Genomic DNA, 24,773 nt, shown 5'->3' with positions numbered 1-24,773 from the left:
AAAATGGACGCATATACAAAGTTACTTAACCGACTCGACACTGAACAATTCACCTGGCTGGTAACGGGCGCTGCCGGTTTTATTGGTTCGAATCTGGTTGAAGCGTTACTTAAGAAAAATCAGAAAGTGGTTGGCCTGGATAATTTCGCTACCGGTCATCAGAAAAATCTGGATGAAGTACAGGGGCTGGTGTCTGATTCACAGTGGCAGAACTTTACCTTTATTAATGGCGATATCCGTGAGCTGACTACCTGTCAGCAAGCCTGCGAAGGCGTGGATTATGTGTTGCATCAGGCGGCGCTCGGGTCTGTGCCTCGCTCGCTGGCCGATCCCATTACCAGTAATTCTGCGAATATTACCGGTTTTTTAAATATGCTGGTGGCGGCACGTGATGCTCAGGTGAAATCCTTTGTCTATGCTGCATCAAGTTCTACCTATGGTGATCATCCTGCACTACCGAAAGTTGAAGAAAACATCGGTAACCCGCTGTCTCCTTATGCAGTGACCAAATATGTCAACGAACTGTACGCGGACGTGTTCTCCCGTAGTTACGGTTTCCACAGTGCAGGCCTGCGTTACTTTAATGTATTTGGTCGTCGTCAGGATCCAAATGGTGCGTATGCGGCCGTGATCCCCAAATGGACGGCTGCGATGAACAATGGCGAAGACGTGTTTATTAATGGCGACGGTGAAACCAGCCGCGATTTTTGTTTTATTGAAAACGTGATTCAGGCCAATCTGCTCTCTGCCACCACTGAACTGGAGAAATCTGAGGTATTTAATGTGGCAGTGGGCGACCGCACCACATTAAACCAGTTGTTTGAAGCGATTCGTGCTGCACTGGCGGAAAATGGCGTTAATTATGACAAATCACCAGTCTACCGTGATTTCCGTGCTGGTGATGTGCGCCATTCTCAGGCAGATGTGGGTAAAGCGCAGCGATTGCTAGGCTATGCGCCGCAATATCGCATTATGCAGGGTATTAGCCTTACCATGCCGTGGTATATTAAAAACACCTGATAAAAAAACGCGCCAATCGGCGCGTTTTTTGTTTTAAGGAGCTAGCGGTTTATTCACTGTGAAACTTTACATAGGCTTCCAGGGTGTTTTCAATCAGGCTGGCTACCGTCATTGGTCCAACCCCGCCAGGTACTGGTGTGATCCAGCCTGCGATTTCACGAGCGCGTTCAAATTCAACGTCCCCCACCAGGCGTCCATCATTTTGTCGGTTAATACCTACATCAATTACGATGGCACCCGGTTTGATCCAGTCACCAGGGATAAATTCCGGCTTACCCACTGCCACAACCAGTAAATCTGCATGGCTGACATGGAACTGTAAGTCCTTAGTAAATTTATGGCATACAGTTGTCGTGCAGCCGGCCAGTAATAGCTCCAGTGACATAGGACGACCGACAATATTAGACGCACCTACCACCACAGCATTTAAGCCTTTCATGGGCTTTTTGGTTGATTCAATCAGGGTCATAATGCCCTTGGGCGTGCAGGGACGCAGCACTGGCATACGCTCCGCCAGACGACCAATGTTGTATGGGTGGAAACCATCTACATCCTTATGGGGATGAATCCGCTCTAAAATCTCATCCGCATGCAATCCTGCTGGCAATGGCAGTTGTACCAATATGCCATCGACGTCTTTGTCGTTGTTTAGTTGTTCAATCAGGTCGAGCAACTGCTGTTGGGTCGTATTGGAAGGTAAGTCATAAGATTTAGACACAAACCCGACTTCTTCACAGGCTTTTCGCTTACTGCCAACATATACCTGAGAGGCTGGATCGGCGCCGACTAATACCACGGCTAAACCAGGGGCGCGTTTACCACTTTCAACAATTAAACTGACTTGCTCGGCCACATGGCCGCGTACGCGCTGGGCAATTAATTTCCCATCTATGAGTTGAGCTGGCATAGGTGAATACTTCCTGGCTGGTGAGAAAGTCGAATTGTCCCATATTCTTTAAGGCAGCCGCAATCGCCTAATTTTTGAGGAAAAAGTGCATTAAATAAGCATGCTGAGCAAATAATGCGCATTTGAATTTTTTACCCGAAAAAGTGTTTGACGGGCATAGGGCAAGTGGGTAATATTCGCGTCCCGTAGCGGCAGGGCACTGTCGAGACAGTCAAAGTCCGGTGAGTAGCGCAGCTTGGTAGCGCACTTGTTTTGGGTACAAGGGGTCGCAGGTTCAAATCCTGTCTCACCGACCATCTTTGACTGCAATAGAAGTGCAGTACCATGCGCCCGTAGCTCAGCTGGATAGAGCAACGGCCTTCTAAGCCGTGGGTCGCAGGTTCGAATCCTGCCGGGCGCGCCAGTCGCGCTGCAACAATTCTATGGTGGGCGTAGCTCAGTTGGTAGAGCCCCGGATTGTGATTCCGGTTGTCGTGGGTTCAAGTCCCATCGTCCACCCCATATTCTGATAAACCGCTTAGGGTGACTTAAGCGGTTTGTTTTTTAAAGATTCCTGTCGGTGAGTAGCGCAGCTTGGTAGCGCACTTGTTTTGGGTACAAGGGGTCGCAGGTTCAAATCCTGTCTCACCGACCATATCTTCCCTCAATTCTCGCGGTTTCCCCGTTAATTTTGTGTTATTTCGGCTCGACTCTGAAAAAAGCTGTCGATATAATGCTGCGTCTTTTTCTAGGGTGTCGTCCTATAGCGGTTGGAAGGGTGGCGCAAGCCAACGTGGCCTCGCGTGTTTCATCTTAAGTCCCCTGCCTGTAAAACGGATGACCATAACAAGCGCCAGAGCGCAAAATGAGGTAACAAAATGCAAGTTTCAGTTGAGACGACTCAGGGTTTAGAACGCCGTCTGACTATCAGCGTTGACGCTGCTCAAATCGACACCGCGGTTAAATCACGCCTGCAACAGCTGGCGAAAACACAACGCATTAACGGTTTCCGCCCGGGCAAAGTGCCAGTACAAGTACTGCAAAAGCGCTATGGTCAGGCAGTTCGTCAGGAAGTGGCTGGCGATGTAATGCGTAACAGCTTTTTCCAGGCCGTTATCGAGCAAAAATTGAATCCTGCTGGTGCACCGACCTTTGAACTGAAGAACGATAAAGAAGGTGAGAGCCTGGAGTTCGTTGCTTCTTTCGAAATCTACCCAGAAGTAGAACTGAAAGGTCTGGACACTATCAAGGTAGAAAAGCCAGTAGTGAAAATCGCGGCTGACGACGTTAAAGCCATGATGGAAACCCTGCGTAAGCAACACGCGACCTGGAAAGAAGTGAAGCGTGCTGCCAAAGAAGACGACAAAGTAAACATCGACTTCGTGGGTAAAATCGACGGTGAAGAGTTTGAAGGTGGCAAAGCGGCTGGTTTCGATCTGGAACTGGGCAAAGGCCGCATGATTCCTGGCTTCGAAGATAACATCATTGGTGCCAAAGCCGGTCAGGACGTGGTTGCTGAAGTGACATTCCCTGAAGACTACCATGCAGAAGCACTGAAAGGTAAAGCTGCTACGTTTGATATCAAAATCAACAAAGTAGAAGCGCAACAACTGCCTAAGCTGGATGACGAGTTCGCAGTACTGTTCGGTGTTAAAGAAGGCGGTATCAAAGAACTGAAAGAAGAAGTTCGCAAGAATATGGAACGTGAACTGGCACAAACCCTGAAAGCACGCGTAAAAGAGCAAGTGCTGAGCGGTTTGGTAGAAGCCAATGACGTGACGCTGCCTAAAGCCCTGATCGACCAGGAAATCGATGTACTGCGTCAGCAAGCGCTGCAGCGTTTCGGTGGTCAATTTGGTAAAAACACCCCTGAACTGCCAGCCGATCTGTTTGCTGACAACGCCAAGCGTCGTGTCACTATCGGCCTGCTGTTAGGTGAAGTGATCAAGCAAAACGAACTGAAAGTTGACGATGCGCGCGTAACAGCACTGATCGAAACGGCTGCGTCTGCTTATGAAGATCCGCAAGAAGTCGTTGAATACTACAACAGCAACAAAGAGCTGATGGATCAAATGCGTAACGTTGCGCTGGAAGAACAGGCGATTGACCTGATTCTGGAAAAAGCCAGCGTGACCGAAGTTGAAAAGCAATTTGACGAGATCATGAACAAACAAGCCTAATAAATGGCTTGCTCGTTGACTTCCAAGGTCAGCTACTGATTAAATGCCCGGTGAGTACCGGGCATTTTTTTATTTATCAGGAAATGATAAGCCATATGATGAAAAGTAATTTTGACGTACAAGACGCGCTGGTTCCTATTGTTGTTGAACAAACCGCGAAGGGTGAGCGTTCTTACGATATTTATTCCCGACTGCTGAAAGAGCGGGTCATTTTCATGGTAGGTCAGGTGGAAGACCACATGGCCAATTTGATCGTGGCGCAGATGTTGTTCCTCGAGTCAGAAAACCCGGATCAGGACATCTACCTGTATATCAACTCGCCAGGTGGCTCGGTTACTGCGGGTATGGCGATTTACGACACCATGAAGTTTATTAAGCCGGATATCTCCACCGTGTGTATCGGTCAGGCTGCCAGCATGGGCGCGTTCTTATTATCTGGCGGTACCAAAGGTAAGCGTTATTGTTTGCCTAATTCGCGGGTGATGATCCACCAACCATTAGGCGGCTTCCAGGGTCAGGCATCTGACTTTGAAATTCACGCCCGTGAAATCCTGTCTATTAAAGATAAACTTAACCGTTTGTTGGCGGAGCATACCGGCCAGGATCTGGAGCGCGTTGCCCGTGATACCGATCGCGACAACTTTATGAGTGCTGCCGAAGCGGTGGAATACGGTCTGGTAGATAAAGTACTGACCAGTCGATTAGACAAATAATATTTGCATCGCGCGGTATCAGTGACTATCTAAATAAGGAGTCACTGACCCTGCGCGCAGGCAACCTGCAGAAAAACTGAGGTAGTGTTTAATGAGTGATGACCACAGCAAGAATGACAGCAAGCTTCTGTACTGCTCATTCTGTGGCAAAAGCCAACACGAAGTAAGAAAGCTAATTGCCGGGCCTTCTGTGTTTATTTGTGATGAATGTGTCGATTTATGCAATGACATCATTCAGGAAGAAATTTCAGAGCAAGCCCCAAAGAAAGAAAAGGCCTCTCTGCCGACTCCGGCCGAGATTGATAAGCACCTGGATGACTATGTTATCGGTCAGGAGCATGCCAAGAAAGTTCTGGCGGTAGCGGTATACAACCACTACAAGCGTTTGCGTAATGGTGACGTGCACGAAGGCGTAGAACTGGGTAAAAGTAATATCCTGCTGATTGGTCCTACTGGCAGTGGTAAAACCCTGCTGGCTGAAACGTTAGCGCGTTTGTTGGATGTGCCTTTCACTATGGCTGACGCCACTACATTGACCGAAGCCGGTTATGTGGGTGAGGACGTCGAGAATATCATCCAGAAGCTACTGCAAAAATGTGACTACGACGTGGAAAAGGCCCAGCGCGGTATCGTGTATATCGACGAAATCGACAAGATTTCCCGCAAGTCTGATAACCCGTCTATTACCCGTGATGTGTCCGGTGAAGGGGTGCAGCAAGCGCTGTTAAAACTCATCGAAGGCACGATTGCGTCGGTACCACCGCAAGGTGGACGTAAGCATCCACAGCAGGAATTTTTACAGGTAGATACCTCAAAGATCCTGTTTATCTGTGGTGGCGCATTTGCCGGGCTGGATAAAGTGATCGAACAGCGGGCCGTGACCGGTACCGGTATTGGCTTCGGTGCACAGGTCAAAGGTAAGGAAGATAAAGCCACATTGACTAAATTGTTCCAGCAGGTTGAGCCGGAAGATTTGGTCAAATATGGTCTGATCCCAGAATTCATTGGTCGTCTGCCAGTGGTCGCAACACTGGAAGAGCTGAACGAAGATGCACTGATTCAGATTCTGCGTGAGCCGAAAAATGCCCTGACTAAACAGTACGGTGCATTGTTCGCGATGGAAAACGTCGAACTGGAATTCCGTGACGATGCGCTGCACGCCATTGCGGCTAAAGCCATGGCACGTAAAACCGGTGCCCGTGGTCTGCGCTCTATCGTCGAGGCCGTGTTGCTGGACACTATGTACGAACTGCCTTCCATGCAGGATGTATGTAAAGTAGTGATTGATGATTCGGTGATCAAAGGTGAGTCCAAGCCGATTCTGATTTATCAGAACCAGGACAAAAAAGCGGTTTCTGAATAAAAAATCATCAAAAGGCCCTGCGGGGCCTTTTTTGTTTTCGCGCTTTAATTGATCTTTCTATCTTCAGCCCCATATGATGGGATATCGCAAAGACATTTCGTCTTTTTAATCCGAATTTATGAGAGCCACTATGAGCGAAAGCCCGGTCGAACAACTCGACATGCCAGTATTGGCGTTACGTGACGTCGTCGTATATCCGCATATGGTTATTCCTCTTTTCGTGGGAAGAGAGAAGTCCATCCGTTGTCTGGAAGCGGCGATGGACAGCGACAAACAAATTTTTCTGGTTGCGCAAAAAGATGCATCGGTGGATGAACCGGAGCAGGAAGACCTGTATGAAGTGGGCACGATTGCCACGGTTCTGCAGTTATTGAAATTGCCTGACGGTACGGTGAAAGTGCTGGTTGAGGGCAATAAACGCGGCAAAATGCAGGTATTCCGTAACGAGGAAGCGTACTTCTCTGCGACCATCAGCGTTGAAGCGGAAGTGAGCGTGCCGGAAAAAGAACAGGAAGTGCTGATTCGCTCGGCGCTGTCGCAGTTCGAAGGCTACGTAAAATTAAATAAAAAGATCCCACCTGAAGTCCTGACCTCACTCAATGGTATCGATGAGGCTGCACGTCTGGCCGATACCATGGCTGCGCATATGCCGTTGAAACTGGCGGAAAAGCAGAAAGTGCTGGAGATGGCCGACGTCAATGAACGTCTTGAATATCTGATGGCACTGATGGAAGGCGAAATCGATGTGCTGCAGGTGGAAAAGCGCATTCGTTCGCGGGTGAAAAAGCAAATGGAGCGCAGCCAGCGCGAGTATTATCTGAATGAACAAATGAAAGCCATTCAGAAAGAGCTGGGTGAACTGGACGATGCTCCCGATGAATTCGAAGCCCTGTCGAAGAAAATCGAAGAAGCGAAAATGTCTGCGGATGCCAAGCAAAAAGCCACCGCAGAATTGCAAAAGCTGAAAATGATGTCACCGATGTCTGCTGAGGCCACGGTCGTGCGCAGCTATATCGAGTGGCTGGTCAGCGTGCCATGGCATAAGCGCAGCAAGGTCAAAAAAGATCTGAAAATTGCCGAAGATGTACTGAATGCAGATCATTATGGTCTGGAGAAAGTGAAAGAGCGCATCCTCGAATATTTGGCTGTGCAGCAGCGTGTACGTCAGCTTAAAGGGCCGATTTTGTGTTTAGTTGGTCCGCCCGGGGTAGGTAAAACATCGTTAGGTCAGTCGATTGCTAAAGCAACTGGACGCAAATACGTGCGTATGGCGCTTGGTGGTGTGCGTGACGAAGCGGAGATCCGTGGTCACCGTCGCACCTATATCGGCTCAATGCCGGGTAAACTCATTCAGAAGATGGCCAAGGTTGAGGTGAAAAACCCACTGTTCCTGTTGGATGAAATCGACAAAATGTCATCTGACATGCGCGGTGATCCTGCGTCAGCACTGCTAGAAGTGTTGGATCCGGAGCAAAACAGCACCTTCAGTGATCACTATCTGGAAGTGGATTATGACCTGTCGGACGTCATGTTCGTTGCCACATCAAACAGCATGAACATCCCCGGTCCCTTACTGGACCGGATGGAAGTGATTCGTTTATCCGGTTACACCGAAGATGAAAAGCTCAACATTGCTACCCGCCATTTAATTACCAAGCAGATGGAACGTAATGGTCTGAAAAAAGGCGAGTTAGTTATCGAAGACTCCGCGATTATCGGGATTATCCGTTATTACACCCGCGAGGCGGGGGTACGGGCGCTGGAGCGGGAAATCAGTAAGCTTTGCCGTAAAGCAGTGAAGACCATCCTGCTGGATAAGAAAGTCAAAAAGGTGGTGGTCGATGCCGACAACTTGCCTGAGTTTCTTGGGGTGCAGCGGTTTGACTATGGTAAGGCCGATAAGAACAACCAGATTGGTCAGGTCACTGGCCTAGCGTGGACTCAGGTCGGCGGCGACTTACTGACTATCGAGACCACCTCTGTACCGGGTAAGGGAAAAACCACCTTTACCGGTTCACTGGGCGAGGTAATGCTGGAGTCGATTAAAACGGCAATGACAGTGGTGCGAAGCCGCGCCGACATGTTGCGCATAAATGAAGACTTCTATGAAAAGCGCGATATTCATGTCCATGTGCCTGAAGGCGCCACGCCGAAAGATGGCCCAAGCGCTGGTATCGCTATGTGTACCGCTCTGGTATCCAGCTTAACCGGTAATCCGGTGCGATGTGATGTGGCTATGACAGGTGAAATCACCCTGCGCGGTGAAGTGCTGCAAATTGGTGGCTTAAAAGAAAAGCTGCTGGCAGCACATCGTGGTGGCATCAAAACTGTGGTGATTCCGAAGGACAATGAACGGGATTTGCAGGATATTCCGGACAATGTAAAACAGGATTTAGACATCCATGCGGTACAGTGGATCGATGATGTTTTAGCAATTGCGCTAGAGCAGGACCCACGTGGCTTTACGCCTGTAGCGAAAAAATCCTAAAAAAGGGCCTAAAAAGGCCCTTTTTTTTACAAATTTTTCAAATTTGGGGCTTCACAGCAGGAAAAGTTGTGGTAGCCTAAGACTCAGTTTCGCCACAGGCCTTGTCGCAAAAGGGATAGCGGCGATTCTCACGAATCAACTTCAGTTTTTCAGTGTCTAACGTACTGAGTGAACTTGGGGTAAAAAAAACTGGTCACGTGGACCAAACAAATAATAACAATTGAAGGGGATGATATTGTGAACAAGTCTCAATTAATCGACAAAATCGCTGCTGGTGCAGACATTTCTAAAGCTTCTGCTGGTCGCGCTCTGGATGCGATGACTGATGCAGTGACTGAAGCACTGAAAGCTGGTGAGCAAGTTGCTCTGGTAGGCTTCGGTACTTTCAGCGTACGTGAGCGTTCTGCTCGCAGTGGTCGCAACCCACAAACTGGTGCAACCATTCAAATCGCTGCTGCAAAAGTACCTTCTTTCAAAGCTGGTAAAGCACTGAAAGACGCTTGCAACTAAGTCGATACTTGTTTTAAAAAAGGCGATGCGATGTCATCGCCTTTTTAATTGGTGCGGTAAAACCCCATTTGTCCATATTCAATGGGCTACCTTCTTAAAAACACCCCGATTCAGACTGCAAAAACCAGTCATCAGGCGCGTGAAACAGGTTATAATCCCGCCACCAAACCGCTACTGGTTTAATCTGGAGTTTAAAACCACATGTTAGAAAAAATTCGCGAAGAATCGCAGGGCTTTTGGGCCAAAGTGATCCTTGGTCTGGTAATTATTACCTTCGCGTTGGCCGGTGTGGGTAGTTATTTAAATACCCGTGGCGATGAGCCAATTGCCGAAGTGAATGGTGAAGAGATCAGTGTTGCAGCCTTTGAAGCGGCGTACCAGCAGGCACGTAACCGCATGGAGCAGCAATACGGCCAGCAATTTTCTGTATTAGCGGCCGATGCCAATTATCTGAAGACCTTCCGTCAGCAGATTCTGGAGCAAATGATTTCTGAGCGTCTGTTAGATCAGGCAACAGCGGAGATGGAGTTACGCGTCAGTGAAGAACGTGTAAACCGTGAAATCGTCGCGATTCCGGATTTCCAGGTAGAGGGCAAATTTGATAACCAGCGTTATAACGACTTATTACGCTTGAATGGTCGTCAGCCAGCTGAGTTTAAAGCCACATTGCGTGCACAGTTAACTCGTCAGCAATTAATTTCTGCCGTCACAGGCAGTGAATTCGCGCTGGGCTACGAAGTGAACCAACTACTGGCACTGCAACAACAACAGCGCGATGTACGCGTTGCCACAGTCAATGCTGAACAGTTTGTTGGCAGCATTGAGGTTACCGACGCCGACATTGAAGACTACTATCAGGCGAATCTGGCCAGCTACGATACAGAGGAAAAAGTTGCGGTACAGTACATTGAACTGGCACTGGACGATCTGATGGCGGGTATCGAGATTAGCGATGCGGATGTAGAGACTTACTACAGCGCTAACCAAAATCGCTATATGACCGATGCAAAGCGCAACGTAACTCACATTCTGATTGAATTTGGTGATGACGAAGCGGCGGCGCAAGCCAAAGCAGAGGCCTTATTGGCTGACCTGCAAGCCGGCGCGGATTTCGCGCAATTAGCCAAAGACAATTCTGCGGATAGTTTCAGTGCCGAGAAAGGCGGTGAGCTGGGCATGTTTGGTAAAGGTGAAATGGATCCGGCGTTTGAAGAAGCGGCATTTGCACTAAACACCCAGGGTGAATTATCCGCGGTTGTTAAGAGCAGCTTTGGTTTCCATATTCTGAAGTTGGTTGAAGCTCAGGATGAACAAGTATCACCACTGTCTGAAGTCAAAGACCAAATCGTCGCGGCCCTTAAGCGTGAGCGTGCACTGAGTGAGATGTATGAATTGCACGAGCAGGTGTCGCAACTGGCATTCGAACAGCCAGAGCACTTGGATGAAGTCGCTGCACTGTTGAAAAAGTCGCTGCAACAAACTGAACTGTTCAGTCACGATGACGCGCCCGCGCCATTTGATAACGCACTGGTGCAAAAGGCGGCGTTTGATGCTGATCTGATTCAGGACCGGGTAAACAGCGAAGTAATCGAGATTGAACCTAATCACTATGTGGTGTTCCGTGTCAGTGATTATCAACCAATTCGTACGCTGACACTGGACGAAGTCAGTGCCGATATCCGCAGCCTGTTAACTGAGCAAAAGGCACAGTTAGCGGCCAAAGCCTGGGCTGAGGAGCAACTGGCGAAGTTAACTGCGGGTGAGGATATCAGCGCAGCGCTAACTGAAAAAGGCAGTGAATGGCAGGCCCATGATGCGGTTGGCCGTTTCGCCAATGGCCTGGCGCCTGCGGTAAGTTCTGCGGCCTTTAAACTGGGTACAACCGCTGAGAATAACAGTGATGTGGTCGAGTTAAGCGATGGTAACGTTGCCATGGTGCAGGTACTGGCAGTGAAAGCCGGTGAAGCGCCAGCAGAAGACCTTATTAATAACATGCAGGGTCAGCTGCTGAGTGCCAATGCGCGCCAGATCGTTAACGATTTTGTGCAGGCATTGCGTGCCAAAGCCGAAGTGAAACAATACGCCGGGATTTAATCTCCGCGTGCTATAAAAAAACCGCCAGACCGGCGGTTTTTTTGTGGGTAATTGTCAGCTGGACACGCAGATAAGGCTGGGTGTCCGCAATTACTTTTTAGTGGTTAATGTCTGATAGGCCGAGACAATCTTTTGTGAATACTCGGTTTTTGGCCAGGTGAAGATATCATTGGTTTTACCGCTTTCCACTACACGACCCTCACGCATTACCAACACCCGATCACTGATGTGTCGCACAATACCCAGGTTATGGCTGATAAACACGAAACCTAAACCTAAATCATTTTGTAACTTCAGTAACAGGTTAACGGTTTGCGAGCGCACCGATGGATCCAGCGCCGCAAAGGGCTCGTCTGCGACCAAAACCTGAGGGTTAAGAATCAATGCCCGTGCCAGTGCAGCGCGCTGACGTTGGCCTTCTGAAAGCATATGGCGGTAATAATGGGCGTGGTCGGGCAGCATGCCCACCATAGTCAGGGTTTGCTCGATTTTTTCTTTGCGTTCTTTGCTATCCAGCGTGGTATTGAGTTTAAGCGGTTCATCCAGCAGGCTACCCAGGGTAATCGCGGGATTCAGTGATCCCTGACTATGTTGGAAAATCATGCGGATTTTCAGACAGCGCTCGCGAATATTATCCGGTGCCAGCTTTTCACCATTTAGATAGATATCGCCCTGGGTAGGGATTTCAGCGCCAACCAGCAACTTGGCTAAGATGGATTTGCCAGAGCCATTCTCACCCACAATCGCCATGGTTTCGCCGGGCTGTAATTCAAAATTAACCGGTTGCAGTTCAAATACCGAAGGCTTTTGAAACAGGCCGGTTTTAGTGACCTTACGCCAGCTCAGGTTTTCAACGGAGAGTAACGGCGTCATTTGGTCTCCGGTAATAAAGGAAAGTGGCAGTTGTAAAAATGGTTGTGCAGGCGATGGGTTTTCGGCGCTTTAACGCACTCCTTTCCCGCGCGTGGACAACGTGGCCCCAGTCGGCAGCCAATGGGTAAATGCTGCAGAGTCGGGATAGTGCCAGGTAGTGACGACAATGGCGTTTTACGCGGTAAGTCTTTGCGAAAGCTCGGTGCACTGTCCAGCAGCGCTTTAGTATAAGGGTGCAGCGGACTATGACGCAGCTCACTCATACTGCCGCTTTCTACCGTCTGGCCACAATACAGCACGGTCATATTGGTCGCCATGGTGGCGATAGCGAGTAGGTCGTGACTGACGTACAGAATACTCAGGTTTCTGGTTTGGTTTAATTTGGTCAGCAGGCGCAGGATTTGCACCTTGGTGGTGATCTCCATGCCCATGGTCGGATCATCGGCAATCAGCAGCTCGGGCTGCGATACCAGCGACATGGCTAACATCAGTTTTTGACACACATCATCGGCGACCTGATGAGGATAGGCCTTCATGCACAGTTCGTGATCTTTGATACCGACTTTATGCAGTTGCTTTTGGGCTAGCGCGAGACGGTGCTGGCGACGTTGCCAGAACATTGTCTTGGGCAACAGCCGATCCGGCACAGCTTCCAGCAACTGCTCACCTAAGGTTGCAGTGGGATCTAATGCGGTGACCGCATTTTGAAATACCACAGATACTTCATCACGGATAATTCGGCGACGTTTATGTTCTGACATGCCGAGCAAATCCTGACCTTTCCAGGTCAGGCGGTCTGCAGTGATATTCCAGCGATCCGGAATGGCACCGACGATAGTGCGCACAATCAGGCTTTTTCCTGAGCCAGACTCACCGACCAGCGCAGAGATTTCACCCTTTTTCAGCGACAGGCTGACTTTATCCAGCGCTTTAATGCTGCCGGATGCGGTAGGGATCTCCAGCGTCAGGTTCTTGATATCCAGTAACTGCATTATTGTTGTAGCCTGTAACGAAGTGCGGAGCGGATACCATCACCGACCAGATTGACGGACATCAGCATTAACAAAATGGCCGCGCCTGGAATCGCGATGGTCCACGGCGCAATGTAGGCCAGCTCTAATCCCTCTGATAGCAGCGTGCCTAATTCGGCGACAGGTGCCTGCGCCCCCAGATTTAAAAAGCCCAGCGCGCTGATATCTAATATGGCAGTCGAAAGTGCCATGGTTCCTGCCACCACGAGGCGCTCGGTCATATTCGGTAGGATGGAGTCGAACAGTATCCTGGTTTTACTGGCGCCATCCAGTCGGGCAGCCGTCACATATTCTTTATGCCACTCGGTACGCACTAAATCCCGGGTGAGGTGAATAAACTGTGGGATCAGCGCCAGGGTAATTGCCCACATACAGTTGGTCAGGCCGGTACCGACGATGGCAACGATAATAATCGCAATCAGCAGCGTCGGCAGGCTCATGATTGAGTCGAGTAAGTGATTCAGAATACTGGCACGCAGGCCCTTACTCATGCCGGCAAAGGCGCCAATGCTAAATCCAATCAGCATGGCCATCACCACCATTAACAGGCTAATCCCCAGGGTGGTGCGGCTGCCATAAATCACCCGGCTAAGCATATCGCGGCCCAGTGAGTCGGTACCAAACAAATAAACCACCGTACCACTTGGATCCCAGGCCGGCGGCAATAACAGCGCTTCGGTGTCCTGACCGCTGGCGCTATAGGGCGCGATAAGCGGCGCAAACAGCAGAATCAGCACAAAACAGATGAAAATCCACAGGCCGAACAGGGCGATATGGCTTTTACGAAATTCTTTCCAGGTTTGCTGGAAAGGTGAAGGGTAGTGACCTTCCTGATAAAAGTTAGATTGTGCCATGTACATCCCTTCTCTTCAGAGGGTTAAGCGCGCGTACCAGCACGTCCATAGTCAGGGTGAAGAAAATCACCACAGCCGACACTGCCAGCATGCCGCCACTGATCGCCGGGTAATCGCGCTGATAAATCGCCTGCAATAACCAGTTACCAATGCCAGGCCAGCTGAAAATCAGTTCCACGATCATGGCGTTGGTCAGCAATACGGTAAACTGCATCACAATCTGCGGCATAATCGGCAACAGCGCATTGCGCACGCCATGGCGCCACAAGGCCTGTGTGCGCGAGAGACCGCGGGCAATCGCCGCCTTGATATAATCACTTTGAATTACGTCAGCCACTGAGCGACGGGTGATCCGCATCACCACGGCACTGGTCACGATGGTAATCGACAAGGTCGGCAAAATCATATGCAAAAACGCGTTGTACAAGGCTTCGCGTTTATTGGGCACGTCTGACAGCAGAATATCCAGCACAATAAACCCACTACGCTCAGGTATATCAAACAGCAGGCTAATCCGACCCGACATTGGTAACAGGCCCAGATTGAGCGAAAACAGCATAATCAGAATCAGCGCCAGCCAGAATACCGGAATAGAGAAGCCCACCACGCTGCCTGTCATCACCGCATAATCCACACTACGGTGAAAGCGAATACCGGCCCAAAATCCCACCGGTATGCCAATCAATAGCGACATAAACAGCGCGTAAGTGCTCAGCTCTAGGGTGGCGGGCAGGTGGCTCAGGATCTCATCCAGCACCGGCTTACCACTGTTAATGCTTGTGCCCCAATCGCCATGCAGCAAATGGCCCAAATAGGTGAAAAAGCCAAAAATCGGATGGGCATCCATGGCGTATTTTTCTGACAGTGCCGCATAGGTCGTGTCGTTGGGATTGAGCTGACCGCTAAGGTTTTGCAATGCCTCGCCAGGGAATAAATAGGCCAGCGCATAAGAAGCGATGGTCAGAATAAATAGGGTCACCAGCAATAAATTGATTCTGCGCAGCAGATAGGACGTCATCATTTTTTACTGACTCCGACAAAGCTCACCCCACCATAGGGATTGAGCTCAAAGTTCTGCAACTGGCTTTGATAGGCCTGATAACGAAAGGCGTGGGCAATAGGCACCAGTGGCATGTCGTCACTGATAATATTGTTGGCCATATGGTAGAACAACTTACGTTGCTCAAAATCTGTGTATTGCAGCGCTTGATCGATAAGCTTATCAAATTCTTCATTACACCAGTTGGCGCGATTGGTACCGGAAAAAATCGCTGAGCAGCTAAGTAATGGCCGGTAAAAGTTATCTGGATCGCCACTGTCGGCCGACCAGCCGATCAGCACCGAATCATGGGTGCCTTCCTGCAATTTACGCCGGAATGTCGACCATTCAAAACTGACGATATTTACATTAATATCAATGGCTTGAAGATAGCCTTGGATCAATTCCGCCATGCGCCGCGCATTGGGGTTGTAGGCCCGTTCTACCGGCATAGCCCACACATCCATACTAAAGCCTTTCGGGATCCCCGCTTCATCCAGTAACTGGCGGGCCAATACCGGGTTATAACTGATGTCCCGCTGGCTGCTTTGGTAAGCCCAGGAGGTGGGGGGTAATAGTCCTTTGGCGCGTTCAGCAGAGCCGAAATACACCGCATTGATCAAGGTATCTTTGTCGATGGCCAGTGCCAGTGCTCGGCGTACCCGCGCATCATCGAAGGGCGGTTTTATCGTGTTAAATGCCCAGAATCCCACGTTCAGACCCGGTTTTTCATCCAGCACAATGTTTTGCCGTTGCTCGAGGATCTGTAACTCACTATGCGCAGGGTAGGCGATAGCGTCACATTCGCCGGTGATTAACTTGGCGATGCGCATGGAACTGCGCGGCGTAATCGAATAAATCAGTGGGTCGATAGCCACATCGCCGCCCCAGTATTGTTCATGGCGACGGTAGCGGATATAGCTGCCTTTACGAAAGCTTTCGAACTTATAGGGGCCGGTCCCAACCGGCTGGGTATCAATTAGTTCAGGGGTGCCGGCAGCCAGCAAATGTTCTGCGTATTCAGCAGACTGAACCACGGCAAAATTGGTTGCCATATTAGCCAAAAATGAACTATCCGGACGGTTCAATTCAATCTCAATCCGGTAGCCATTAATACGACGCACTTCTTTGATCAGCTGCGCCAGCCCCAGACTGGCAAAATAGGGATATTCGCCACCATTGACCTGATGATATGGATGACCAACCAAGCGCCAGCGGTCGATACTAAAGATGACGTCGTCGGCATTCAGGCTGCGCTGCGGCGTAAAATACGCGGTAGTGTGAAACTGCACATCACGACGCAGTTGAAACACATAGGTTTTACCATCGTCTCGCACCAGCCAACTGGTCGCCAGTGCCGGGACTAAGTCGTTACTTTTCGGATTGATTTCAAGCAGACGGTCATATAACTGGTGGGAGGTCGCATCCACTGTGGTGCCCGACGCATCCAATTGCGGATTAAACGTCGATGGGTCGCCCTCGGAGCAATATACCACGCCGGACTCGGACACACCGGTACGACGGTATTCGCTACAACCCGCCAGGCTGAACAGCACAATTACCAAACAAAAAAGTGGTGTATATGCACCACTTTTGTCATTCCTGATCATCATTATCCAGTAAATTATATTTCTTAAGATAACCACGCAGCTGATGATACGTTAAACACAGCTTTTCTGCGGTCTTTTTCTGGTTAAATTGACTATCAGCCAGCGCTGATTTGAGCAGTTTTATCTCAAAATCCTGCGAAACCTGTTTGAGGTCGAGCGGGAACTCAAATTCGTCATTGTCATTTGAGCTGGTCGCTGCCGGTGTACTTGATGCCGCTTGTGGGGCAGGAGTGGCAGCAGTAACGGGCACGGGCTGGCGATCCTGAGTTTTGATTCGGCCGGATGGACGGAACGGTGACTCAAACGGGTCGAGAATAATCTCGTGCACTGGCAGGTGCGGGTTATTACTGCGGTAGACTGCGCGCTCCACCACATTTTTCAGTTCACGAATATTCCCCGGCCAGTGGTAATCCAGTAGCGTGCGACGGGCTTTTTCGGTGAAGCCGCTGAACAGTTCCAGCTCCATTTCCCGCGCCATATTAATGGCAAAGTGTTCGGCTAACAGCAGGATGTCCTCACGACGCTCCCTCAAGGGCGGCAGCGTGATAACATCAAACGCCAAACGATCTAATAAGTCAGCGCGAAATTCACCACGGTCTGCCAGTGAGGGCAGGTCTTCGTTGGTGGCGGCAATCAGGCGTACATCTACTTTTACCGTGCGTGAGCCGCCAACCCGCTCAAATTCGCCATATTCAATGACGCGCAGCAGTTTTTCCTGCACCAGGCCAGAGGTATTGGCTAATTCATCCAGAAACAGCGTGCCATTATTGGCCGACTCAAAACGGCCTTCGTGGCGTTTACTGGCACCGGTAAAGGCGCCGGCCTCATGCCCGAATAACTCACTTTCCAATAAGTTTTCATTCAGGGCAGCGCAGTTTAAGGTCAGATAGGATTGATCCCAGCGGCGTGATAAATAGTGCAAGCGGGCTGCGATCAGTTCTTTACCCGTCCCCCGTTCACCGATAATCAGTACGGGTTTATTTAAAGGGGCAATTTGTGAGACCTGCTCCAGGACTTCCAGAAAACTGTTGGATTCACCCAACAAATTGTCCTGTTTACGAAAACGGCTCATGGCGTTGGCCTTGCGTTGTTAAAAAGTGGCGTAAACCACTAAAAGTTGGTTTAAGTACATATTATTGTAGTTGCACTCAAAAGGGTAGTAAATTAATAATGCTTATAAATCAGGCGTTTAATTAGTTTTGGCAAGCTGGCAAGGTATTTGAATGTTATCAGTACATACAGTTCAAAACTGCTAAACAGAGGTAAGTATTATGGGTATTTTTTCGCGTTTTACCGATATCGTGAACTCCAATATCAACGCTTTACTGGATAAAGCAGAAGATCCGGAGAAAATGGTTCGCCTGATCATTCAGGAAATGGAAGACACACTGGTTGAGGTGCGTTCTGTGTCGGCAAAAGCCATTGCCAACAAGAAAGACATCACCAGCCAAATGGCTAAACTGGAAGGTGCTGCCGATGAGTGGCAAGCCAAGGCCGAGCTGGCCATCAGCAAAGAGCGCGAGGATTTAGCCCGTGCAGCACTGGCCGAAAAGCAAAAAGCAGCCAATCATGCAGCGGCGTTAAAAGACGAAATGTTGCTGATTGACGAGCAAATCAGCAAACTGCAGGATGAAATCGTGCAGTTGCAGGAAAAGCTGGCGGATGCCAAAGCGCGTCAAAAAGCCATTATCCTGCGCCAGAAGACTGCGTCTTCACGTTTACAGGTGAAGCAGCGTCTGGATAGCACTAAAGTTGATGATGCCATGTTCCGTTTCGAGCGTTACGAGAGCAAAATCAATGAGTTAGAATCACAGGTGGAAGCCTATGATTTAGGCAAGAAATCGCTGGCTGACGAGTTTGCAGAGTTAGAAGCAGGCAACAAGGTCGACGAAGAGCTTGAAGCGCTGAAGAAAAAGATGAGCAAACCTGCAGCGACTAAAGCTAGCAAAAAATAACATCAGCACGCCGGCAGAGGAGTAACGCACATGGGAATTGAAGAAGCGATCTCTATCCCCTTGATCCTGTTCATGATTTTTGTGGCACCGATTTGGGTAATCATGCATTACCGCGCCCGCCGTCAAATCAGTCAGGGGTTGAGTGAAGAAGAGAAGACGAGTCTGCATAACCTGGCTGATAAAGCAGAAAGCATGGCTGAACGTATCCGTACCCTGGAGCAGATTCTGGATGCAGAATCCCCGGACTGGAGGAACAAAGTATGACTAAACGTGGCGAACTCTATCGTATTCCAAGCAAAGGCAAACTCGCCGGGGTGTGTGCTGGTTTCGCCGAGTACTTTGGCATCGAGGTGTGGCTGGTACGGATCATCTTCATCTCAGCGGTACTATTAACCGGCGGTCCGTTCTTTGTGGTGGCGTATATTGCCTGTTGGTTCATTCTGGATAAGAAAACCGACGACAAGAAAACCACCTCGACAGCCAGCAACTACAGTGGTGCAGATGGTAAAGGCTGGCGTAATGAGGACGAAGAAGGCCCGATTGAGGTGAAAACCAAGATTTGGCAGGCAGGCGAACCACCTCGTCAGGCCGCCCGGGACATCCAGACTCGTTATGAGCATATTGAAGCGCGGCTGCGTGGACTGGAAAAGTACGTGACCTCACAGGAATTCCAGTTAAATCGTGAGATTAGCCGTCTATAAACACTAGCGTGGAGGCAGAATTGCCTGCTGTACAGCCCGCCTTCTGGCGGGCTTTTTTATGCCGGAAACACCTCATCACTGGCAGGTTTTGTAAAAAATGCGTTACAAACTTTACAGAATTGTCAAAAGGCCGGTGTCTTTTCCTTAGCGAACAAATCCGTAGACTCTGTGGCCTAAATTTATCGAGGTGGATTGTCCACCACGACATAGGTGAAATATGAGCAAGCAGTCAAAGTACGTATCCAGAATGCCGGACGAGAATGGCATTATTCACTGGAGCGATGTGGAGAATGACACCTGGCGTCAGTTAGTGGAACGTCAGATGACATTGTTACCGGGACATGCCTGTCAGGAATATATGCAGGGCTTAGAGACGCTGAATCTGCCCACTGATCGCATTCCGCAACTGGACGAGATCAACGCCGTGCTTAAGCGCACCACGGGCTGGCAGGTAGCGCAGGTTCCTGCGCTGATTAATTTCGACAAGTTCTTCAATTTGCTGGCCAATAAGCAATTTCCGGTCGCGACGTTCATCCGTACCCCAGAAGAGTTCGATTACCTGCAGGAGCCGGATATTTTCCATGAGATCTTCGGTCACTGCCCATTGTTAACCAATCCTACCTTTGCCCACTTTACCCATGTGTACGGGCAGCTGGGCGCCGCGGCGAGCAAGCAGGAACGGGTCTACCTGGCGCGTTTGTACTGGTTTACGGTGGAATTTGGCCTGATGAATACCGCTGATGGCCTGCGTATTTACGGCGGTGGGATTTTATCGTCGCCGGGCGAAACGCACTATGCGCTACACAGTGAGGAGGCTCTGCGTGAGCCAATGGACGTGCTTAAAGCGCTGCGTACCCCATACCGTATCGACATTATGCAGCCGCAATATTACATTCTCGACCAGTTCAATGATCTGTTCGATATTACCCAAATGGATATCATGAGTCTGGTAAGTCAGGCCATGCAAATGGGTTTACTTCCGGCTCGATTTGAAAAAGCCGCCAGTTAATACAGGAAATAACATGACGACCTTAGCACAACAAAAATGTGAAGCGTGCCGCGCCGATGCACCAAAAGTTTCTGATCAGGAACTGGCAGAGTTGATGAAAATGATCCCAGACTGGGCTCCAATCGTGCGTGATAACGTGATGCAATTGCAGCGAGAGTTCAAATTCAGCAATTTCAAGAAAGCCTGGGCACTGTGCGATAAAGTTGCGCAGCTGGCCGAAGATGAAGGTCACCATCCAGAGATCGTGTTGGAATGGGGTAAACTAACCGTAACCTGGTGGACACATGCCATTAACGGTTTGCACAAAAATGACTTCATCTGTGCAGCCAAAACCGACGCTCTGCTGGAAAATTAATCACACCAACCCGGCGTTCGCCGGGTTTTGTTACAAATTTGCGAAATTCCTGATTGTCCCGTCACCTGCTTTCGTAATAAAATCTTTACGTTTCGTAAACATTTTTGGAAAAGTAGTATGCGCTTGGAAATTAGCTGCGAAGATCGCCTCGGCATTACCCAGAATGTATTGGATATTCTGGTCAGACACGAGATCGATTTACGCGGTATTGAAGTTGACGAAGCAGGCAAAATTTTCCTGCATATTCCGAATATCGAGTTCGCAGAATTCCAACACCTGATGCCCGAAATCCGCCGGATCAAAGGCATCATGGATGTTAAAACCACCCCTTATATGCCCATCGAGCGGGAAAAGCACCAATTAGTCGCGCTGTTACACAGCCTCAGTGAGCCGGTGTTTTCCATCGATGCCCGTGGCCGCGTGTTGCTGGTCAATAACGCGGTGGCCAACGGTGTCGAGCTGGATTTTAAATCAATCGTCGGCCGTGATATCGCCGAATTTATCAAAGGGTTTAATTTCAGCCGTTGGCTGGAAGGTAAAAAGATCACCCCACAATGCACCGCGGTGAAATTTATCGAGCAGGATTTCGTGGCGGAGTTACTGCCAGTGCAAGTCACGGATAAAGACGGCGAGTCAAATCTGGCCGGTGCTATGCTGGTACTCAAATCTGATGCGGTGTTAAGTCCACAACCGGGTGTGCTGCATGACAGTTTTGCCCCCTTAGCCGCTGCCAGTCAGGGCATGCGCAAAGTGGTTAAAGAAGCGAATAAAGTTGCCGGGCTGGACGCCCCTGTGTTGTTTATCGGTGAAACCGGCACCGGCAAAGAATTGCTGGCGCAGGCCTGCCATAAAGCCAGTAGCCGCGCGGATAAGCCATTTCTGGTACTTAACTGTGCCGCGCTGCCGGATAACGTGGCTGAGCCGGAGTTATTTGGCTACGCCCCGGGCGCCTATGGTAATGACAACAGCAAAACCGGCTTATTTGAACAGGCTCAGGGCGGCACGCTGTTACTGGATGAAATCGGCGATATGTCAGCACAGTTGCAGGCCAAGTTGTTGCGCGTTCTGGAAACCGGTTGTTTCCGCCGGGTAGGCGATAGCAACGAAGTGCGTGTGGATGTGCGGATTATGTGCACCACCCATAAAGACCTGGGTCAGTTGGTGATGGACGGTAAGTTCCGCGAAGATCTGTATTACCGTTTGAATGTGTTGTCTCTATCGCTGCCGCCACTGCGTGAACGTAAGCAGGATATCGTGCCGCTGGCGGAAAAGTTCGTGAAACAGCATGCGGCTAAGCTTGGCATGAAAGCGCCCAAACTAAGCCGCTCTTGTGTGGAATACCTGCAGGGTTATAGCTGGCCGGGTAACGTACGCCAGTTACAAAACTCCATGTTCCGTGCAGTATCCCTGCTGGAAGGCGATGAGATCCACAAAGACAATGTGCAGTTACCCTCTACCAGTAATGATGGCCCGTTTGTGCAGGCCGAGATCACCGGTACCTTGGATGAGGCGGTAAAACGTTTCGAAAAAGATCTGCTGCGTCGTTTGTATCCCACGTACCCCAGCACGCGCCAATTGGCCAGAAAACTGGGGTTAAGCCACACCGCGATAGCCAATAAGCTGCGCGACTATGGGATTAATAAACGTACTGTAAAGTTATAGTTACTAAAATGTAATGAATTCTGCACGATTTTAACCGTGTAAACCCCCGATACCCGCCAAATCTGGCGGGTATTTTATTTGTCTTGCCAACTGTACATCGGCCTGTACATTTACCCCCTTAATTGGCGCTAAACCCCTGAATGCTGGGACTCTTCCCTTGTTTTTAAATTCCCGCATGATGTCGTCATCGAGTAGTTAAAACTAACAGGAATAAAACGATGTCTGGCAATCAAAATTACAACCCACTGGGTACCGACGGTTTCGAATTTGTTGAATACACTGCCGCAGATGACGCCGGCATTCAGGCGCTGAAAGATTTGTTCAGCTCTCTGGGCTTTGCCGAAGTCGCCCAGCACCGCTCAAAACGCGTCTGGTTATACAAGCAAGGCGATGTGAACTTCATCGTTAACGCTGAGCCTTCTTCGCAGGCCGAGCAGTTTGCCAAAGAGCACGGCCCGTCTGTGTGTGGTATGGCATGGCGCGTTAAAGATGCGCAAAAAGCGCTGGCTCATGCACTGGAAAACGGGGCCAAACAGTTTGTGGGCAATCTGGGTGCAATGGAACTGAACCTGCCGGCGGTTTACGGTATCGGCGAAAGTACCCTGTATTTCATCGACCGTTACGGTGACCGCAACATCTATGAAATCGACTTTAACTTCTACCCGGATTGGGAAGCGCGCATGGCCGCTGCGGATGTAGGGTTGGAAACGCTGGATCACCTGACTCACAACGTACGTCGCGGCAACATGGCCATTTGGGCTGATTTTTACGAGCGCATCGGTAACTTCCGCGAGATCCGTTATTTCGATATCGAAGGTAAGCTGACGGGCTTGGTGAGCAAGGCCATGACCGGCCCATGTGGCAAAATCCGCATTCCAATCAATGAGTCATCTGACGATAAGTCTCAGATCGAAGAGTTTATCCGCGAGTACAACGGCGAAGGTATCCAGCATATCGCGCTGTCTACCAATGATATCTATAAAACCGTGCAAACCCTGCGTGAGCGTGGCATGGGCTTTATGGTCACCCCGGATACCTATTACGCCAAAGTGGACCAACGTGTAGAAGGCCACGGTGAAGATGTGGCGAAACTGCGCGAGCTGAACATCCTCATCGATGGCGCACCGATGAAAGACGGTATCCTGCTGCAAATCTTTACTGATACCGTGATTGGTCCGGTGTTCTTCGAAATCATTCAGCGCAAAGGTAACGAAGGTTTCGGCGAAGGTAACTTCAAAGCGCTGTTCGAGTCCATTGAAGAAGACCAAATCCGCCGCGGAGTGCTGGAGAATGCGTAAGTGGATTAGTTTTCCACAAACCCAGGGCACGGCTTCGCGCCAGGCCCATGCGGATTTTCCTGAGCAGGCGATTTATGAGCGCGAAGCGGGGCGCAGTGGCTTTTTTGGCCCGGCGACCCATTTCCACCATAAACATGCACCAACCGGCTGGACTAACTGGCAGGGGCCGTTGCGCCCCCGTCTGTTTGATTTGAACAAACTCAGCAAAATTGACACGCAGGATCCCTGGTCTCTGCCAAAAATCCTCACCAATGCCCACTGCAAAGTGCGCAAATGGCGCTTGCACGAGTCTATGACACGTCTGGTACGCAATGCCGACGGCGATGATTTGTTATTTGTGCATGCCGGAGAAGGCACGCTGTTCTGTGACTACGGCCGCTTGCCAGTACGTGACGGTGATTACATTGTGATCCCGCGTTCCACCACCTGGCGTTTAGAAGTGACCAGTCCGCTGACCATCCTGATGATTGAAGCCACCAACGACAGCTACCAGTTGCCGGAAAAAGGCATGGTGGGCAATCACGCGGTGTTCGATCCGGCGGTGCTGGATATTCCGCAAATTGATGAGGCGTTTCTGGCCCAGCAGGATGAAAACGAATGGCAAGTCGACGTCAAACGTCACGGCCAGGTTTCAACCATTACCTATCCGTTTAATCCGCTCGATGCCCAGGGCTGGCACGGTGACTTATGTGTGGTCAAACTCAACTGGCGCGATATTCGCCCATTGATGAGCCACCGTTACCATTTGCCACCGTCGGCGCACACCACCTTTGTGGCGCAACGATTTGTGGTATGTACCTTTGTGCCACGCCCGATTGAAAGCGATCCGGGCGCACTGAAAGTGCCGTTCTACCATAACAACGACGATTATGATGAAGTGCTGTTTTACCATGCCGGTGATTTCTTCAGCCGCGACAATATTGACGCGGGTATGATGACCTTCCACCCGGCCGGGTTTACCCATGGGCCGCACCCTAAAGCGTTTCAGGCCGGGCAGGAGTATCGTAAAAAGTTCACCGACGAAGTGGCGGTGATGCTCGATACCCGCGATGCACTGGAAGTGGGCGATGCCGCAACACACGTGGAAAACCCGGATTACGTCAACAGCTGGAAAGCGAAAACGGAATAACAT

At 50.0% G+C, this 24,773-nt stretch carries 22 protein-coding genes and 4 tRNA genes; 19 read left to right on the top strand and 7 right to left on the bottom strand.

What is annotated here, in order from left to right:
* Positions 1-3 precede the first annotated feature (3 nt).
* On the top strand, positions 4-1,020 hold the full coding sequence (locus TK45_RS03855) for an SDR family oxidoreductase (RefSeq protein WP_131257305.1): 1,017 nt from the start codon (positions 4-6) through the stop codon (positions 1,018-1,020).
* A gap of 49 nt (positions 1,021-1,069) precedes the next feature.
* On the opposite strand, the gene folD is transcribed toward TK45_RS03855, so the two are convergent.
* Complete coding sequence (gene folD, locus TK45_RS03850; protein ID WP_131257304.1) at positions 1,070-1,927, bottom strand: bifunctional methylenetetrahydrofolate dehydrogenase/methenyltetrahydrofolate cyclohydrolase FolD; 858 nt, start codon at positions 1,925-1,927, stop codon at positions 1,070-1,072.
* Between the two features lie 219 nt (positions 1,928-2,146).
* Here folD and TK45_RS03845 point away from each other — a divergent pair.
* The 10 genes from TK45_RS03845 (at position 2,147) to TK45_RS03800 (ending at position 11,254) form a co-directional block, all read left to right on the top strand.
* A tRNA-Pro gene (locus TK45_RS03845) sits at positions 2,147-2,223 on the top strand.
* 30 nt (positions 2,224-2,253) lie between these two features.
* A tRNA-Arg gene (locus TK45_RS03840) sits at positions 2,254-2,330 on the top strand.
* 22 nt (positions 2,331-2,352) lie between these two features.
* Positions 2,353-2,428: transfer RNA gene (locus tag TK45_RS03835), tRNA-His, on the top strand.
* 56 nt (positions 2,429-2,484) lie between these two features.
* Positions 2,485-2,561, top strand: a tRNA-Pro gene (locus tag TK45_RS03830).
* A gap of 223 nt (positions 2,562-2,784) precedes the next feature.
* Positions 2,785-4,086 (top strand): trigger factor, encoded by a 1,302-nt coding sequence (gene tig / locus TK45_RS03825; protein WP_131257303.1) that lies wholly within the window; start codon positions 2,785-2,787, stop codon positions 4,084-4,086.
* Between the two features lie 95 nt (positions 4,087-4,181).
* On the top strand, positions 4,182-4,799 hold the full coding sequence (gene clpP, locus TK45_RS03820; protein ID WP_131257302.1) for an ATP-dependent Clp endopeptidase proteolytic subunit ClpP: 618 nt from the start codon (positions 4,182-4,184) through the stop codon (positions 4,797-4,799).
* A gap of 91 nt (positions 4,800-4,890) precedes the next feature.
* The gene (gene clpX, locus TK45_RS03815; protein ID WP_131257301.1) at positions 4,891-6,162 is read left to right on the top strand and encodes an ATP-dependent protease ATP-binding subunit ClpX; all 1,272 of its coding nucleotides are present in this window, start codon (positions 4,891-4,893) and stop codon (positions 6,160-6,162) included.
* Between the two features lie 130 nt (positions 6,163-6,292).
* On the top strand, positions 6,293-8,650 hold the full coding sequence (lon, locus tag TK45_RS03810) for an endopeptidase La (protein WP_131257300.1): 2,358 nt from the start codon (positions 6,293-6,295) through the stop codon (positions 8,648-8,650).
* A gap of 237 nt (positions 8,651-8,887) precedes the next feature.
* Entirely contained in the window at positions 8,888-9,160 is a 273-nt protein-coding gene (gene hupB, locus TK45_RS03805) for a nucleoid-associated protein HU-beta (protein WP_131257299.1), read from the top strand.
* Between the two features lie 201 nt (positions 9,161-9,361).
* Positions 9,362-11,254, top strand: coding sequence for a SurA N-terminal domain-containing protein (locus tag TK45_RS03800; RefSeq protein WP_131257298.1), 1,893 nt, complete (start codon positions 9,362-9,364; stop codon positions 11,252-11,254).
* Positions 11,255-11,344: 90 nt separating this feature from the next.
* Here TK45_RS03800 and TK45_RS03795 read toward each other — a convergent pair whose 3' ends face one another.
* Genes TK45_RS03795 through pspF form a run of 6 tightly spaced genes read right to left on the bottom strand, consistent with a single transcriptional unit; the run spans position 11,345 to position 17,733 of the window.
* Complete coding sequence (locus TK45_RS03795) at positions 11,345-12,127, bottom strand: ATP-binding cassette domain-containing protein (protein WP_131257297.1); 783 nt, start codon at positions 12,125-12,127, stop codon at positions 11,345-11,347.
* Complete coding sequence (locus TK45_RS03790; RefSeq protein ID WP_131257296.1) at positions 12,124-13,119, bottom strand: oligopeptide/dipeptide ABC transporter ATP-binding protein; 996 nt, start codon at positions 13,117-13,119, stop codon at positions 12,124-12,126. Before TK45_RS03790 ends, TK45_RS03795 begins: the two co-directional genes overlap by 4 nt.
* On the bottom strand, positions 13,119-14,012 hold the full coding sequence (locus tag TK45_RS03785) for an ABC transporter permease subunit (RefSeq protein WP_131257295.1): 894 nt from the start codon (positions 14,010-14,012) through the stop codon (positions 13,119-13,121). Before TK45_RS03785 ends, TK45_RS03790 begins: the two co-directional genes overlap by 1 nt.
* Positions 13,999-15,030, bottom strand: a complete 1,032-nt coding sequence (locus TK45_RS03780; protein ID WP_131257412.1) for an ABC transporter permease subunit — start codon at positions 15,028-15,030, stop codon at positions 13,999-14,001. Before TK45_RS03780 ends, TK45_RS03785 begins: the two co-directional genes overlap by 14 nt.
* Entirely contained in the window at positions 15,030-16,664 is a 1,635-nt protein-coding gene (gene sapA / locus TK45_RS03775) for an ABC transporter substrate-binding protein SapA (RefSeq protein WP_131257294.1), read from the bottom strand. The genes TK45_RS03780 and sapA overlap by 1 nt, the downstream gene beginning before the upstream one ends.
* On the bottom strand, positions 16,648-17,733 hold the full coding sequence (gene pspF / locus TK45_RS03770) for a phage shock protein operon transcriptional activator (RefSeq protein WP_131257293.1): 1,086 nt from the start codon (positions 17,731-17,733) through the stop codon (positions 16,648-16,650). Before pspF ends, sapA begins: the two co-directional genes overlap by 17 nt.
* Positions 17,734-17,932: 199 nt before the next feature.
* Here pspF and pspA point away from each other — a divergent pair, with 199 nt between their 5' ends.
* The 8 genes from pspA (at position 17,933) to TK45_RS03730 (ending at position 24,770) form a co-directional block, all read left to right on the top strand.
* Positions 17,933-18,616, top strand: a complete 684-nt coding sequence (pspA, locus tag TK45_RS03765; RefSeq protein WP_131257292.1) for a phage shock protein PspA — start codon at positions 17,933-17,935, stop codon at positions 18,614-18,616.
* Positions 18,617-18,646: 30 nt separating this feature from the next.
* Positions 18,647-18,880 carry an envelope stress response membrane protein PspB gene (gene pspB / locus TK45_RS03760; protein WP_165490686.1) on the top strand — a complete coding sequence of 78 codons (234 nt, stop codon included), beginning with the start codon at positions 18,647-18,649 and terminating at the stop codon, positions 18,878-18,880.
* A complete protein-coding gene (gene pspC / locus TK45_RS03755; RefSeq protein WP_131257291.1) occupies positions 18,877-19,317 on the top strand; it encodes an envelope stress response membrane protein PspC in 441 nt (146 codons plus the stop codon). The genes pspB and pspC overlap by 4 nt, the downstream gene beginning before the upstream one ends.
* 217 nt (positions 19,318-19,534) lie before the next feature.
* Positions 19,535-20,326, top strand: coding sequence for a phenylalanine 4-monooxygenase (phhA, locus tag TK45_RS03750; protein WP_131257290.1), 792 nt, complete (start codon positions 19,535-19,537; stop codon positions 20,324-20,326).
* 13 nt (positions 20,327-20,339) lie between these two features.
* Positions 20,340-20,681: a 4a-hydroxytetrahydrobiopterin dehydratase gene (locus TK45_RS03745; protein ID WP_131257289.1), complete on the top strand. Its 342-nt coding sequence runs from the start codon at positions 20,340-20,342 to the stop codon at positions 20,679-20,681.
* 117 nt (positions 20,682-20,798) lie between these two features.
* On the top strand, positions 20,799-22,343 hold the full coding sequence (tyrR, locus tag TK45_RS03740; protein WP_131257288.1) for a transcriptional regulator TyrR: 1,545 nt from the start codon (positions 20,799-20,801) through the stop codon (positions 22,341-22,343).
* A 218-nt stretch (positions 22,344-22,561) separates the two neighbouring features.
* Positions 22,562-23,641 carry a 4-hydroxyphenylpyruvate dioxygenase gene (gene hppD / locus TK45_RS03735; RefSeq protein ID WP_131257287.1) on the top strand — a complete coding sequence of 360 codons (1,080 nt, stop codon included), beginning with the start codon at positions 22,562-22,564 and terminating at the stop codon, positions 23,639-23,641.
* Positions 23,634-24,770, top strand: a complete 1,137-nt coding sequence (locus TK45_RS03730; RefSeq protein ID WP_131257286.1) for a homogentisate 1,2-dioxygenase — start codon at positions 23,634-23,636, stop codon at positions 24,768-24,770. Before hppD ends, TK45_RS03730 begins: the two co-directional genes overlap by 8 nt.
* The last annotated feature ends 3 nt before the right edge of the window (positions 24,771-24,773 follow it).

The sequence above is a fragment of the Bowmanella sp. JS7-9 genome (assembly GCF_004329715.1).
In the GTDB taxonomy this organism is placed as follows: Bacteria; Pseudomonadota; Gammaproteobacteria; order Enterobacterales; family Alteromonadaceae; genus Pseudobowmanella; species Pseudobowmanella zhangzhouensis.
The sequence above is the reverse complement of the archived record's forward strand: the minus strand, read 5'-3'. Positions and strand labels throughout refer to the sequence as shown.